The sequence below is a fragment of the Pseudoalteromonas sp. BDTF-M6 genome (genome assembly GCF_018334135.1).
Classification (GTDB): domain Bacteria; phylum Pseudomonadota; class Gammaproteobacteria; order Enterobacterales; family Alteromonadaceae; genus Pseudoalteromonas.
Window position 1 is genome coordinate 260,047 of the sequence record NZ_JAGXTQ010000002.1, and the last position, 14,185, is coordinate 274,231.

At 43.7% G+C, this 14,185-nt stretch carries 13 protein-coding genes; 7 read left to right on the forward strand and 6 right to left on the reverse strand.

What is annotated here, in order from left to right; translation table 11 throughout:
* Positions 1 to 385 precede the first annotated feature (385 nt).
* Positions 386 to 2,128, forward strand: coding sequence for an LA2681 family HEPN domain-containing protein (locus KD147_RS05460; RefSeq protein ID WP_212547165.1), 1,743 nt, complete (start codon positions 386 to 388; stop codon positions 2,126 to 2,128).
* 194 nt (positions 2,129 to 2,322) lie between these two features.
* Here the strand turns inward: KD147_RS05460 and KD147_RS05465 are convergent, their stop codons facing one another.
* Complete coding sequence (locus KD147_RS05465) at positions 2,323 to 4,545, reverse strand: ankyrin repeat domain-containing protein (protein ID WP_212547166.1); 2,223 nt, start codon at positions 4,543 to 4,545, stop codon at positions 2,323 to 2,325.
* 247 nt (positions 4,546 to 4,792) lie between these two features.
* Positions 4,793 to 4,936 (reverse strand): hypothetical protein, encoded by a 144-nt coding sequence (locus KD147_RS05470; protein ID WP_212547167.1) that lies wholly within the window; start codon positions 4,934 to 4,936, stop codon positions 4,793 to 4,795.
* Between the two features lie 177 nt (positions 4,937 to 5,113).
* On the opposite strand from KD147_RS05470, the gene KD147_RS05475 reads away from it, so the two are divergent.
* Positions 5,114 to 5,464 carry an arsenate reductase/protein-tyrosine-phosphatase family protein gene (locus KD147_RS05475; RefSeq protein ID WP_212547168.1) on the forward strand — a complete coding sequence of 117 codons (351 nt, stop codon included), beginning with the start codon at positions 5,114 to 5,116 and terminating at the stop codon, positions 5,462 to 5,464.
* Between the two features lie 588 nt (positions 5,465 to 6,052).
* On the opposite strand, the gene KD147_RS05480 is transcribed toward KD147_RS05475, so the two are convergent.
* The 3 genes from KD147_RS05480 to KD147_RS05490 form a co-directional block, all read right to left on the reverse strand.
* Entirely contained in the window at positions 6,053 to 6,724 is a 672-nt protein-coding gene (locus KD147_RS05480; protein WP_212547169.1) for a hypothetical protein, read from the reverse strand.
* A gap of 112 nt (positions 6,725 to 6,836) precedes the next feature.
* The gene (locus tag KD147_RS05485) at positions 6,837 to 7,511 is read right to left on the reverse strand and encodes a hypothetical protein (protein ID WP_212547170.1); all 675 of its coding nucleotides are present in this window, start codon (positions 7,509 to 7,511) and stop codon (positions 6,837 to 6,839) included.
* Between the two features lie 155 nt (positions 7,512 to 7,666).
* Complete coding sequence (locus KD147_RS05490) at positions 7,667 to 8,251, reverse strand: hypothetical protein (RefSeq protein WP_212547171.1); 585 nt, start codon at positions 8,249 to 8,251, stop codon at positions 7,667 to 7,669.
* A 626-nt stretch (positions 8,252 to 8,877) separates the two neighbouring features.
* Here KD147_RS05490 and lexA point away from each other — a divergent pair.
* The 5 genes from lexA to KD147_RS05515 all read left to right on the forward strand — a co-directional run bounded on the left by lexA (position 8,878) and on the right by KD147_RS05515 (position 13,954).
* Positions 8,878 to 9,495 (forward strand): transcriptional repressor LexA, encoded by a 618-nt coding sequence (lexA, locus tag KD147_RS05495; RefSeq protein ID WP_212547172.1) that lies wholly within the window; start codon positions 8,878 to 8,880, stop codon positions 9,493 to 9,495.
* 317 nt (positions 9,496 to 9,812) lie between these two features.
* Positions 9,813 to 10,946, forward strand: a complete 1,134-nt coding sequence (gene coxB, locus KD147_RS05500; RefSeq protein WP_212547173.1) for a cytochrome c oxidase subunit II — start codon at positions 9,813 to 9,815, stop codon at positions 10,944 to 10,946.
* Complete coding sequence (ctaD, locus tag KD147_RS05505; protein ID WP_105188077.1) at positions 10,943 to 12,517, forward strand: cytochrome c oxidase subunit I; 1,575 nt, start codon at positions 10,943 to 10,945, stop codon at positions 12,515 to 12,517. The genes coxB and ctaD overlap by 4 nt, the downstream gene beginning before the upstream one ends.
* Positions 12,518 to 13,060 carry a cytochrome c oxidase assembly protein gene (locus tag KD147_RS05510; protein WP_212547174.1) on the forward strand — a complete coding sequence of 181 codons (543 nt, stop codon included), beginning with the start codon at positions 12,518 to 12,520 and terminating at the stop codon, positions 13,058 to 13,060. It begins immediately after the preceding gene.
* Positions 13,061 to 13,078: 18 nt separating this feature from the next.
* On the forward strand, positions 13,079 to 13,954 hold the full coding sequence (locus KD147_RS05515) for a cytochrome c oxidase subunit 3 (RefSeq protein ID WP_212547175.1): 876 nt from the start codon (positions 13,079 to 13,081) through the stop codon (positions 13,952 to 13,954).
* Here the strand turns inward: KD147_RS05515 and KD147_RS05520 are convergent.
* Entirely contained in the window at positions 13,854 to 14,156 is a 303-nt protein-coding gene (locus KD147_RS05520) for a DUF2909 family protein (protein WP_212547176.1), read from the reverse strand. The genes KD147_RS05515 and KD147_RS05520 overlap by 101 nt on opposite strands.
* Positions 14,157 to 14,185 lie beyond the last annotated feature (29 nt).

Consider the following 14,185-nt stretch of genomic DNA (forward strand, 5'->3'; position numbering starts at 1 on the left):
CCATCGTTGGGTTTCGTGTTTAAGGCTGATTGGTTTAGTGTCATGGTAGTATGTTCACACCTTAATGCGGCGTTAGTAGGAGAGTTTATGTCGTATGAAATTTTTGTCCTAAAAATGAAAAGAGCAACATTGTCGATTTCGAAAAAATAAAGCACCTACACATGAAATGACAAAGTTCTCCTAGGCAGTTTGCAGTCGTTTCGTAAGAGCAAAAACGGCATTCAGTTTGTCTTATTATCTCACCATAATCATTTTGAACTATTATTCTTGAAATTATTATAAGTAGTATAGAACCAAATATTATTTATGCATTTAATATTAGTTATCATGTCCATTATGTTAGGTTCTATTTGAGTCATATCAGTATAAAGGAGCTATTTTGTTAATGACGAGAGACGAACTTAACAAGTTCAATGAAGAAGCAGATTATCACATCATAAACAGAGATACTGACTCGTTGGTAAAGCTAATTGAAAGACTCACAGAGCGAGATTTTGAGTTTGAGCATCCTCTGCATGAGGCTCATTACTTCTATACAGTGGCAAATTGCTACTCTGTTCTTTATGACGCTCGGACAGTTGAGTGGTACTCAGATGACTTGATGAAAGCGGTAATATTTTACAGAAAAGCTTTACACAGTATTCCTGAAATTGATCGAAGTGAAGACGTTAACAACATCCATACATATGAAGACCTCAGGTCGAGGGTTGTCACTAATTTAGCAAATAGTCTTTCCTCGCAGGGAAGAGCTTTGTGTTGTATATCGCTTTATGACGAAGCCATATCAATCAACAGCAATGTTGTAGCTATCGTCTCAAAAGCTCGGAACCAAATCTTCCTAGGAGAATCTCTTTATGACAATGGACATAAAGAGTATCACTACTTTATAGCTTATCAACTCATTAAAGAAGCAATTAAAAATATTGATCAGCTATACCCTGAACAAAGGGGGGACCTTGAAGGTGAAGGTTACTTATTTAAGTTCAAGGAATGGTTTGAGCAAACATTTGAAGTCTCTGCATTTGATTACTTTAAAGATGAATTTGATGACTTTGAAACCAGAAAACACAAACAGTATTTACAATGGTGTGCAAAAAACAAACTTTTTATCAATGATCTGAATGACGTTTGTGAGTATGAAATTTCTTATCAAGATGTACTTGCTTTGCCCTCATTTGTTCAAACCATAAATACAACACTAGCTATGCATGAGGGGCTTGCTTACCACGGTAATTTTGACGAACTAAAGAATGACTATTGCCATGCTCGTTATCTCATTTTTTCAGCAAAAAATATCCCCGATGATGTCCCGCATTTCTTCAATTCTACATATCTGCATGTTGATGATATGTCACACTCAATCAATAACTTAAAAACTGGCCACTACAAATCCGCGTTTCGTACACTGTATTCACTGTTTGATAAAATTGCTTACCTTGTGAGTCGTTTTTTTGATTTGAACGACCTGAAAGACGACAATATGATAAGCATCGATAGTCTATTTAGGGATTTCAAAGCTAAGAACTGGAAAAGAGACTGGAAACCTCACAAGAAGCTGAAGGATAGCGATAATCATTTTATTCATGCATTGTTTTACATACTGAAAGATATTCGAGACGTTACAAAGTCATCTTCCGTATCAAAATGGATAGATCCAGACGCAAAATCATTTTCAGAGATTAGAAATGCTATGGAACACCGTTCGCTCAAAATTGTGGATGATTTTGGTTATGAACTTACTCACTCAGATAAAAGCTTTCATGAAGCCGAGTTGAACAAGACAAAGCAAGAAATTGTAAAAATCCAAGCTGACTTGAAAGAGGTTTATAAAGAACAAAAACAGGCTAAAAAAGATTGTAATAACTCTTTAATTGAGCAATTAGAAGGGAAAAAGAATAAGCTCAACTTAAGGTTGTCAGTCTTAGATTTAAATATTGTTGAGAAAGAAAAGCTATCTTCCCACACCCTTTTAATACCTATAAGCCAGTTCGAATCGCGCTTAATGACATTAATGAAGTTAGCTAGAAATTCGATAATGTATTTATCTTTGGCTATTCATTATGAAGAGATGAAGCGACCAAGTGAAGGGCTGTATCTACCTGTGGAAGTGCCATTTAAATTATATTAGGTTATATGGATTGGTGGGTGACTGTTTTTGACACAGAGCTGACCATCAGTTCAATTGTGCTGTGGCAGAAAGCCACTGGAAACATTATTGGATGGGAAATCGATTTGGGCTGAGAAGAATTTAGCTCAAATCTAAACTGATAGTCACCGATTGAAAAATGGGTAACTGTCAGATCAAGTCTGAGCTAGTACGTGTCAACAAAGTAATTCAGTTTGAATATACTTTACCACGCGTTCAGAACGATAGTGTTTTGCTATGTCGAGGCAGTTGATAGCTTTATTTCTATGGGTGGCATAGATGGGCAATGTATAGCTTTTCTTCCAGTCCCCTTCATGTTCAATCATGAGCTTGAATAGATTTAGCTCGTCCATTTCGGCTGCTAACATAAGGGGGGTGTAATCCATCCCTTTTATTCTATGTGTTAAATTAACATTAGAACCTTTTTTTATTAAGATCCTGGCAATTTGCCGCATTTTTGAAACGGTGGGATAGTTTTTTAATTTGCGTTTATTAATTTCTTCCAAATACTCCTCGAGAATCTTCTTATGCCTCTCATTTTTAATAACTGGTAAATCATCAATATTCACCCCAGCAAAGAGGGGCTTTAATCTATGAAGATTTTCAGGCTGTAGCCTATTTAAAAAGTCGTCGATAGTCCAAATAGGTTTTTTACACTCTTTCACTAGGCCAAGAGCATGGTATAAGGCACTCTCCGAATCGAGTCCACCTCTAAGATCAATTTCAATGTCCTCATTTAGCGATAAAACTTTATGTACAATTTCAGGCTCCCCAGTACAAACGGCTGCCATCAAAGGGAAGTTCATCTTTCGCGTTGTGACTGTATTTAATATCTTAGCTGAATGAGGCTTAAGCGAGATAGCTTCAAAAATTTGTCTATCAAGAGACTCAGTTAATGGATCAAAGCGATCTAAATGAGAGAGGGCCATCAATAACGGAGAGTCACCAACTTCAGATGTGACATTAACGCTATCTCCACGCTCTAAGCATGATTTAACTTGCTCAACGTCATTATGAAGAGCGGCATAAACAATTGGGGGCATCTTACGTTGGACTCCAGCTTTAGAGCCGACCTTCATGTTTTTCCTTTGAGTATCGAGAGGGTTTTGGGGAGTCTCCTCTACAATAGAACCAACTTTGAGATCGTACTCTGGGTAAGCTGTATTAGGGTATGCATACTGGGCTGGAAAACAGTTGTTGAAGTTATAGCGATAGTGTTCAATTTCATTACTCGCTAATACTTCTAGTTTCTGCTTGTTTTCTGATTTAGTCTTCGCTGGCAAAAGATCAAAACCAAACAAAATAGAAGCAGATTTGAGTCGCGTGATAAATACTTTATCAGCTTTAGTTTGGTAAGCAGCTACAACCAAAGCTTCACTAATGATAGCTTGAATTTGGTCTTTAGAATGAGCTCTATAAAGTGATAGCTCGAAAGCCTTTTTATATGCGAAATTAGCTTCTTCTAACTTACCTGATAGTACGAGATGCTTTCCTAATAATTGGTGATATCGATAGGTCAAGCCCTCGAGCTCAGTACAATTATCAAGCTCCGTTTTTATTGAAAGAAGTAGTTCTGAGACTATTTTTTTGTTCTTTTCAGACTTTGGAGAGCGGGCGTTTTGCTTGTATTCGTGGAGAACATCGTTAATGAGACTTTGCAAACGCAAGTAGTTATCGGAAAGTTGCATTCGATTATCTTCAGTTGAGTTTTTGAAGTCATCGAACGCAAACCGAGCATTCTCTAGATGTGGTTGAAATTCTAATAAGAACCTTGTAGCGATAATACTCCACTTTAAGTTGTTCCATTGCTTTTCGTCATGGGAATTAGGCGGGGCATGCTGTTCTAGGGATGCCACATATTTGAATGATGGCAATTCGGCTTGTTTGATCCATGTCCGAACCCTGTCTTTAACCTCTTTCGATTTGAACAGTGTAAGTAAAGAATTATCTTCTACGTCATCCAGGATAGTTAAATTAACTCCATTGGGGGCACATAACTTCTGTGAGTGATTATCTTCTTCTAAGAAGGTGCTGGTTACTAAACTCGATAGGAGTGCGCTGTCTTCAAGATATTTATTAGCTTGCCCAATGGAGAACCCATCTAAAGGGTGAGTGGAAATCCAATCAAAATAAGACTTGAATACTTTTTGCAGAAATATTGTGACTCTTGCCGCAATTTCGTCTCCATATACGTTACGAATTGGGCTGATGACTGTAAGTTCTTTTAATTTTTCAAACTCACCGATATGGATATCAACTTGTTTAGAGCAGCTATCATCAAGCTTTCGTGCATCTGATGATGACAAGAATGATTTGGTATCAAACGCAGTTGATATACTTCTTAGTAGAGCCTGCGCTGTGGGGTAAGGGGTAGTCCTTTTCGCTTTATAAAGTTTCATTCATTATCACCTTTTCGACATCCTTTCTAAAGTTATGATATGCACGCCAATCACTTGGTGTAGAAGGTATTGTAATGTGCGTCCCATGTCTTGATAAGAGTTTATTATGTTTCTTTCCTCTATTCACAATACACAGTTGTTCTTTTACTAACCGCTTAATATAAGAGTTTATTTCCTTATTTTTGCTATAGCGTCTCATCTAGCTCTCCAAAAGAGGTGGGAGCGCCCACCTCATAATAAGTCAAAATTACTTGTCTTGATTCTTTTGGGCGGCCCTCTGCGCGCGTCCTACAAAGTGGTTTTTAGGCACTTTTCCTCCATGTTTTTTTGCGTATTCGCTCTGGATACGTGCGGCGTCTTCAGTGGTCATTGGCTTTTTGGGATTAGACATAGGTGCTCCTAATGTGTCTGTTTAAAGGAGCTGTTAGCTTAGGTCTGGAGCAAGATTGTGTAAGCAAGGTAATTGGAGAGAAAAAAATTAAAAGTGCTAGTTCCATGCGTAGCCTTCTCTAACCAGACCAAATTGAATTTGATATGATGAATTAAACGCAAGCTAAGAATTCACATCATGAACATTCTTTTCTTATGCACTGCCAATATCCAACGCAGCAAAACAGCCGAAGAGTTATTTAGCGCTGCCGATGGTATTAACGAATATCGCTCAGCTGGGCTAAGCGCTAAGTATGTTGCTAAGGCTGGCTCTCGCTTATGTAGTGAAGAGCTATTGCAATGGGCTGATAAAATCTATGTGTTTGAAGCAAAACATATAGAGCGCATTCGAGAGTACACTGGTGACGTTCACTCAGCTAAGATCACCAACCTGGATATCCCTGATAAGTATCAATACTTCCAACGAGAGCTGGTGTTACTTTTATTAGAGCGTTTGCCACTGAGGGAGCTAATAAAAGGGAATGAGTAAGGCTCAAGCCTGAATTGAATTAACTCGATGGTGTTATTTTCTAGAAAGCAAAAAGGACCGTTTTGCTATAGAGCCGAAATCTAGGGTATTCATAATGGCTCTTATAAGGACTATTACGACACAAAAAAGTCCATAATAGACCGTATGTGGTCTTTTAAGTCGCCACTTAAATTTCTGGCTCGAATACAGCAATGGCCCTTAATATGATGAGCGCTGATTACTACACGATTTGGCTAACCAGATTGAAAAGCCAACTGGGAAAAGGCTTCTTATCCTCTATAATTAAAGCTGAATGGACTATGTGAATCTAGCGTACCGACAAGGATGCTTATTATGGCAAAGGGACTATCAGCCTTCACTAAACCGCTTTTGTTTTTATACAACCTCTTGATCATTTGCTTGCTTCTTACCGGAGGCGGATTCCTTACGTATGCCATAGTCACAAGCTAAGTTGGGGATTTTAAATGGCCTTACCAGTGTGAGCAACGCTACCACCTAACCTCAACCATACCACCGTAAACACGAAACCCAACCTTGAACTGAAAATGCCAAGCGTTGGGAATCACTCTTAAATGCTTTGTTATGGCACTACTTCACAGCTAACAACTTTGCTTTTATCAATACTGACGCAAATCTCTGCAATGTGGGACTTATGCCAAAGCAGATTGACCAGTCGCCGTCTTTTGGAGAGTAAAAATTACCGCCATCTGTTGAACGAGGATCTCGGAGCAATAGTCCCCTTTTAATAAAGTCTTCTGTGTAAGCAAACAATTCATCCACATCTACGCCTAAGCTTAAGGCATCAAAGTTCAGGTTATTAACAACGTAAACTGGATATACTGTTTTAAACTCCAGTTGCTTCAATGAAGCTAACTTAATAAATAAGTTCACCTTTAGGTCATCTATACCATTGATACAAGAAATAAATCTGACTTTTTCATTTTCACTAAAGTTAAACTGGCGATCATTTATGAAGGTTAAAGCTAACGCTCTTAACCCGATCTCACTTGACGTAGATGTAATTGCAGATGCATAGTCAGCTAGAACTTTTTGAGCTACTTTACTATTCAAAAACTCATTGAGTTCTATTTGCTTGTCGAGTGATAGGTATTCAACTTCAGAATCAATAGCATCAAGGAACTGTTTAACCCTGTGTTCTGCATACAAATTATGAGCTTTTTTCAAAAGGTTGAACGTAGATTTCAATACAATATTTGTACTTTTAGACGTTTGTAGTTCCAAATTTTGCTCCTGTGCCATAACGCCCCACTAAAAGGCAAATAAACGCTTGACTAAAATTAGGAACGCAGTGACAAAGCCAAGCTTTATTTTTCTTGCTTTAAAGGCTTGTTAGTTGCCTAAGCTTTTAATGTTATTGGTTATTTTCATCAGCATCTATCTGAGTAGCGACAGCATATTCAAACTGTTCACTATTTGACTCTTTAGGAATATAACGGATATACGCTTTTCCGCCCCAAGTCGTCAATTCATCAACTTGAGATTTCAGGTTTGCAATACTTCCCCTCGAGTCAGCCATTGCTGCGTCAACCCACTGAGATGAACCAGCGTAAACTTGCATTAACTTTAGGTGTTCTTCAGTAAGATTATCCGGTAAAGAAAACTCACCATGGGTCAGTTTTTTCATTTGGTATGAATTAGTTTGTACTATTTGAAAGCTTCCTTCTCCGGTCCGAGGATTACTTTCTCCAAAAATTTTGGCCTCAACGCTGATTTTCATCATTCCAGAAAAATCTGGTAATAATTGAATGTCTACTGAACTTAAATTTGGAATACCTTGATATTTATTTCCTTTAGAATCTTGTAAGCTCCAAGTTATGGCTTCAATCTTCTGGTTTGATACAGAATTTAAAAATAAAGCATTTAGTCGGATGTTTTCACCTGGGTGGACTAGAACCTCTGGCGTAATAGCCTTTTTTTCCACCAGCTGAATATCATATTTTGGAAGTAATCCCGCCCAGTTAAAAATTACGATAAGAATAGATATAAATCCCCAAACGGTGACAATATTAGAAATTGCTTTCATCATTTTAATATTTTCCTTGTTCAACTATTACAGATTGCTACTAACGCCCTGTTAAGGTGTGAGCAACGCAATGCCGAAGTCTACGCACACCACCTTAATCACTTAAATCAACGCATAGTGAAAATGCCACGCGTTGCGAATCACTCTTAAACAGTTTGTTAGAATTTTGCTATCGTTGTACTGCTATTAACAAACATCAGTTGCTCAACGACTCTAAACTCTGCAACTTGGTAATTGACCGAAGCTTCGAAAGCAGTGTGTATTTCCTTAAATTTTGGTTCTGATGCTACTCGTCCACACAAGTCTAAGTATTCCCAGTACAAATCTACTTTTTCAATAATGTACTTGTGAGACTTACCAAGAAGGAAATGGCACACCCTGCTGTCCCAAATCGCATAAACATTTGGGTTTACGAAATGTAGAAGTTTTGAAACGCCAACAAGAGAGTTGTTTACCAATGACTTTAAAGCAAGGATTTCATCACTTGAAATTCGTTCAGGCAACTTTGCCTTGTTTAGTATATTCAGCGACTCTTCAAAGTTATTCGACTTGAAGTTCATGATTGTTGGCATCCATCCATAAGTGAAATTTGCACCAATAACCAAGTCTTGCTCTGTAAGAGTATCCTTGTCACAGAAATACTTTACGAAATGGCGATAAGAACGGTGATATGTATGCTCGGAGTCTTCACTCTTCAAAGAGTCAGCGAACCTCAAGATATCTCTAATTTCGATATTCTTCATAGTTTCCTAAAAATTCAAACAATTTAATATCGAGCGATTGGGTCGTTTTCCTGTCCAAATCGGTCTCATTTTTGTCCTATGACCATTGATAGCAAATTTAGGAAGTACTTAACAGCATTGAAGTTATTCTACATTGCTCTAAACGTGGACACGACAAAAACGACCCATTGGGTCGTTTTCCTGACTATGGGAGAAACGCAACGATTATGGATGTATACACTGTGATTTTGGTAGAAGGATGAACGTCCGATCCTCACTCCTAGCTGACTATCACTACACCTAGCACCGCGGTTTTCGATAGCTTAGTTCCAACTAGTGTGCACTAAGCATAGTAAAGCAGTAGGCTTCAAACGTTTTACCGCCAATATTGATAAAAGAACGGTAACAAGCTACTGAACTATTTGAATAAATATCAATTTCTCAGCCATCCTTTAGTTAGAGCTGGAGTAGACCCAGATCGCTAGATACCCCTTCACTCTTTGAGCATTTAAAAAGTTTATTGTTAACGGATTTTTTTGGAAATAAATTAAACGCCACAGGGGTTGGCAAATTCCTTGAATTTATTTGCGATTTTCTGACAACTGTATATACTCACAGTTAAATGTACTGTATGGAAAACCAGTTGTATGCGCCCTTTAACTAAACGCCAATCGCAAATTTTAGAGCTGATCAAAGTCTTTATTAAAGATACCGGCATGCCGCCGACGCGCGCCGAAATTGCACAAACGCTGGGCTTTCGCAGTGCCAATGCCGCTGAAGAGCACCTGAAGGCGCTGGCCAAGAAAGGGGTGATCAAGATGAAACCCGGCGCCAGCCGTGGTATTCAGCTGGTTGAGGAAGAAGAGCCGGAGCAATTAGGCCTGCCGCTGATAGGTCGCGTAGCCGCCGGTGAGCCCATTTTGGCGCAGGAACATATTGAGAGCCATTGCCAAATCGACCCCTTGCTGTTTAAACCGGCGGCGGATTACCTGCTGCGCGTTAACGGCATGAGTATGAAGGACATAGGCATTCTCGATGGCGACTTGCTGGCGGTACACCGCGCCCAGGTGGCGGAAAACGGTCAGGTGGTGGTGGCCCGTGTCGGGGAAGACGTCACGGTCAAACGTTTGGAAAAGGCTGGTCGTAAGGTGTTACTGCATGCGGAGAACGACGAGTTTGCCCCCATCGAAGTCGATTTAGAACATGAATCCTTTAATATTGAGGGTTTAGCAGTTGGCGTAATTCGAAACGCCGACTGGATGTAGGTTTTACCCCGCATTTAGCCCCCGATAGGCCGTTTATTGGGGGTTTTACGGCGCTTTTCTCCTTTCTTTCCTTACGCGCTAACAGTTTGAATATCCCCCAAATATTTATTTAAAAAAGCAAAACTAAAACGCTTCATTTCTTGCTATTCGCTCAATTCTTGACTAATTGGTTATATTACAGGCTTTGCTGGTTGCTTTTTGCGCACTTTTATTGCAGTAAATTGAATCGGCCAGTCCAAGCATAATAATAACGAAGAATGGCTAGCAGTAATTGCCTCTTCCCTTTTTTGCGTTGCGCGTAGTTAAGGAGATGGTACATGAAGCAGCTTTGCTCCCTCATGTTGCTGTGTCTGTTTGTTCCCCAAATGGCCTTTGCCAACAGCAAGTACAACTTGCGCCCTGGGGTGACGGATATCAGCGAGAATGTTTACCAGTTGCATATGACGATATTTATCATCTGTTGTGTGATTGGGGTGATCGTATTCTCGGTCATGTTTTGGGCCTTGCTCAGGCACCGAAAATCCAAGGGCGCTACCGCCGCCACCTTCCATGAAAGCACCAAGGTCGAAATTCTTTGGACCGCGATCCCATTTTTAATTCTTATCGGCATGGCGGTGCCCGCGACCAAAACCCTGATCGCCATGGAGGACACCTCCAAGGCGGATGTCACCATCAAGATCACCGGCTCGCAGTGGAAATGGCACTATGAATACATGGGTCATGATCTGGGCTTTTATTCGCTGCTGGCCACGCCCCAGGAGCAAATTAAAAACGCAGAAGCTAAGGGCGAAAATTACCTGTTGGAAGTGGATAAGCCTCTGGTGATCCCTACCGGTAAAAAGGTGCGTTTCCTGATGACCTCGGACGATGTCATTCATTCCTGGTGGGTGCCAGACTTCGCGGTGAAAAAAGATGCCAACCCGGGCTTTATCAACGAGGCCTGGACCAAGGTTAACGAAGCGGGTATCTATCGCGGTCAATGTGCCGAGCTGTGTGGTCAGGACCACGGCTTTATGCCCGTTGTGGTTGAAGCGAAATCCCCTGAGGAGTTTGATACCTGGCTGGCGGCGCAAAAACAAGCGATGTTGGACCAGGCCGATGCCGATGCCGCCTTACTCGACCAAACCCTGTCTCATGACGAGCTCATGAGCACCGGCGAGAAGATCTATATGACCCGCTGCGTAGCCTGTCACCAACCAACGGGTCTCGGCGTTCCCGGAGTATTCCCGGCAATCAAGGGCAGCCCAATCGCGACCGGCGAAATCAAAGACCACATCGATATTGTGGTGCACGGTAAACCGGGCACGGCCATGCAGGCCTTCGTGAGCCAGCTCACCATTAAAGAGCTCGCGGCCGTTGTTACCTATCAGCGTAATGCCTTTGGTAATGACACCGGCGATACGGTGCAACCAAGTGAGATTCAGGCCTTTATTGATGGGGGAGAACAATGAGTACAGCCGCTGCAACACATGAACATCACGGGCCTGCGACCGGCATTAAACGCTGGCTCTTTACTACTAACCATAAAGACATAGGCACGCTGTATCTGCTGTTTTCCTTGCTGATGTTTTTAACCGGCGGCGCCATGGCCATGGTCATTCGCGCCGAGCTATTCCAGCCGGGATTACAATTGGTTGACCCGCATTTCTTTAATCAGATGACCACGGTGCATGGCTTGATCATGGTTTTCGGTGCGGTGATGCCGGCCTTTACCGGCCTGGCCAACTGGATGATCCCCATGATGATCGGGGCGCCGGACATGGCCTTGCCGCGCATGAACAACTGGAGCTTCTGGATCCTGCCCTTCGCCTTTGCCATCTTGCTGATGTCGCTGTTTATGGATGGGGGCGGTCCGGCCTTCGGTTGGACCTTTTACGCGCCGCTGTCGACCACCTACAGTAACGACAACACCGCGCTGTTCGTGTTTGCCATCCATATCATGGGGGCCAGCTCCATCATGGGCGCGATTAACGTGATAGTGACCATCGTCAACCTGCGGGCGCCGGGCATGAAGTGGATGAAGTTGCCGCTGTTTGTGTGGACCTGGCTGATCACCGCCTTCCTGCTGATTGCGGTGATGCCGGTACTGGCCGGGGCGGTGACCATGGTACTGACGGATAAATACTTCGGCACCGACTTCTTTAACGCCGCCGGCGGTGGCGATCCCGTGATGTTCCAGCATATTTTCTGGTTCTTCGGTCACCCCGAGGTATACATCATGATCTTGCCGGCATTCGGCATTATCTCCACCATAGTGCCCACCTTCTCGCGCAAAAAACTCTTTGGCTACTCCTCCATGGTGTATGCCACCGCGTCCATCGCCTTGTTGTCCTTCGTGGTCTGGGCGCACCATATGTTTACCACCGGCATGCCGCTGGCCGGCGAGCTCTTCTTTATGTACTCCACCATGCTGATATCCGTGCCCACCGGGGTGAAGGTGTTCAACTGGGTGGCGACCATGTGGCGCGGCTCCATCAGTTTTGAAGCGCCCATGATGTTTGCCATTGCCTTTATCGTGCTCTTTACCCTGGGCGGCTTCTCCGGGTTGATGCTGGCGATTACGCCGGTGGACTTCCAATACCATGATACCTACTTCGTGGTGGCGCACTTCCACTATGTGCTGGTCACCGGGGCGGTATTCTCCATTATGGCCGCGGCCTATTACTGGCTGCCGAAATGGACCGGGCATATGTACAGCACCACGCTGGCGAAGTGGCACTTCTGGATGTCGCTCATCAGCGTCAACGTACTCTTCTTCCCCATGCACTTTGTCGGCCTGGCGGGCATGCCCCGTCGTATCCCCGACTATGCGCTGCAGTTTGCCGACTTTAACGCCATTATCAGTATCGGTGGCTTTGCCTTTGGCTTATCGCAGCTGCTGTTTGTGGCCGTGGTGTTTAAGTGCATCAAGGCCGGCGAGAAAGCCCCGGCCAAGGTGTGGGACGGAGCCGAGGGCTTAGAGTGGCAAGTGGCCTCACCGGCGCCATATCACACCTTTGAGACGCCGCCCGAGGTGAAATAAATGAACCATATGCCGTTGTTACGAAAACTGCTGTTAACTACCCTGGCCATGTTTGCCTTCGCCTTTGCGCTGGTGCCCTTGTATGACGTGTTCTGCGATGTCACCGGCCTCAACGGCAAGCCTTCCATGGAGCAGGCGCAACAAAGCCAAAGGGTGGATAACAGTCGCGAGGTCACCGTGAGCTTTACCACTCATGCCCAGAGCGGCGCCCCCTTTAAGGTCAGCGCCGAGCAGCAGTCTGTGGTGGTTAAGCCCGGAGAGATGAGCCTGGTGACCTTTACGGCGGCCAATATCAGCGATCAAGCCCGGGTGATGCAGGCCATTCCGTCTGTCTCTCCTGGATTGGCGGCAAAATACCTACATAAACTGGCCTGCTTTTGCTTTGACCAGCAAACCCTGCAGGCCAACGAACAACAAGAATATCAATTAAGATTTTATGTCGATCCGGCGTTACCCCCCGAATACGAGGAGCTAACGCTGTCATATACGCTTTTTGATATCAGCGCCAAGCATCCCGAGTCGTTAGTGGCGTCGGCGCGATAACCCAAATGAGGCATGAATATGAGTGAACAGTATGAAAAGTACTATGTGCCGGCGCAGAGTCCCTGGCCGATAGTCGGCGCGGTGGCGTTGTTTTTTATCGCCGCCGGCGCGGGCTTAACCGTGATGCAAATGGAGCAGGAAAGCAGCCATGGTCAGTACCTGTTATTTTTGGGTCTTGCCGTGTTGCTCTATATGCTGGTGAATTGGTTTCGTAATGTGATCAGCGAATCCCATGGCGGTCTCTATTCGGTGCAGATGGATCGCTCCTTTAGGCAGGGCATGAGCTGGTTTATCTTCTCCGAGGTGATGTTCTTCGCCGCCTTCTTCGGCGCACTGTTTTACGCCCGCATGTTGGCGGTGCCCTGGCTTGGTGGCGATGGCAACAATGTGATGACGGGTGAAGTATTGTGGCCCGAGTTTACCGCCGTCTGGCCGCTGGAAAGCACCCCGGGTGGCACCACCACTCAGGCCATGGGCTGGCAGGGGCTGCCCCTGATCAACACCATTATCCTCTTGGTGTCCTCGGTGACCTTGCAGTTTGCCCACACCGCCATAGAAAAAGACCAGCGTAAGCCACTGACCTTGTTCCTGCTGTTGACCATAGTCCTGGGTGTCTGCTTCCTGGGCCTGCAAGCCTATGAATATGTGCACGCCTATCAGGATTTAGGTCTGAAACTGGACTCCGGTATTTACGGTAACACCTTCTTCTTGCTCACCGGTTTCCACGGTCTGCATGTGACCCTGGGGGCCATCATGCTTAGCGTGGTCTTTATCCGCGTATTAAAGGGTCACTTTAGCAGCGAAAAGCATTTTGCCTTTCAAGCGGCGGCCTGGTACTGGCACTTTGTAGATGTGGTGTGGCTGTGCCTGTTTGTATTTGTGTATGTGTTGTGATCGGTGATGGATTAAAGCGCAGCAGACCAAACTGCTGCGCCAGCAAAATAATAATGAGTACCAGGATGCACAGGGCGACGCGCTTGCCCAAATAGCGCGACATAGGCACCTTGTTATCGGATTTTATCATCGCCAGTAAGGCACGGAAAAGGGTGTAAATGACGAGCAACAACAGCGCAATAATTATAATTTTAATAAGCACGGTACGGATACTCCGAGGTTGGTGGTTGA

Excerpts from the sequence above, each read along its gene's own strand:
- KD147_RS05515 (WP_212547175.1), top strand. The coding sequence starts at position 13,079 with ATGAGTGAACAGTATGAAAAGTACTATGTGCCGGCGCAGAGTCCCTGG.
- KD147_RS05460 (WP_212547165.1), top strand. The coding sequence starts at position 386 with ATGACGAGAGACGAACTTAACAAGTTCAATGAAGAAGCAGATTATCAC.
- coxB (WP_212547173.1), top strand. The coding sequence starts at position 9,813 with ATGAAGCAGCTTTGCTCCCTCATGTTGCTGTGTCTGTTTGTTCCCCAA.
- KD147_RS05510 (WP_212547174.1), top strand. The coding sequence starts at position 12,518 with ATGAACCATATGCCGTTGTTACGAAAACTGCTGTTAACTACCCTGGCC.
- KD147_RS05485 (WP_212547170.1), bottom strand. The coding sequence starts at position 7,511 with ATGATGAAAGCAATTTCTAATATTGTCACCGTTTGGGGATTTATATCT.
- ctaD (WP_105188077.1), top strand. The coding sequence starts at position 10,943 with ATGAGTACAGCCGCTGCAACACATGAACATCACGGGCCTGCGACCGGC.
- KD147_RS05470 (WP_212547167.1), bottom strand. The coding sequence starts at position 4,936 with ATGTCTAATCCCAAAAAGCCAATGACCACTGAAGACGCCGCACGTATC.
- KD147_RS05480 (WP_212547169.1), bottom strand. The coding sequence starts at position 6,724 with ATGGCACAGGAGCAAAATTTGGAACTACAAACGTCTAAAAGTACAAAT.
- lexA (WP_212547172.1), top strand. The coding sequence starts at position 8,878 with ATGCGCCCTTTAACTAAACGCCAATCGCAAATTTTAGAGCTGATCAAA.
- KD147_RS05465 (WP_212547166.1), bottom strand. The coding sequence starts at position 4,545 with ATGAAACTTTATAAAGCGAAAAGGACTACCCCTTACCCCACAGCGCAG.
- KD147_RS05490 (WP_212547171.1), bottom strand. The coding sequence starts at position 8,251 with ATGAAGAATATCGAAATTAGAGATATCTTGAGGTTCGCTGACTCTTTG.
- KD147_RS05475 (WP_212547168.1), top strand. The coding sequence starts at position 5,114 with ATGAACATTCTTTTCTTATGCACTGCCAATATCCAACGCAGCAAAACA.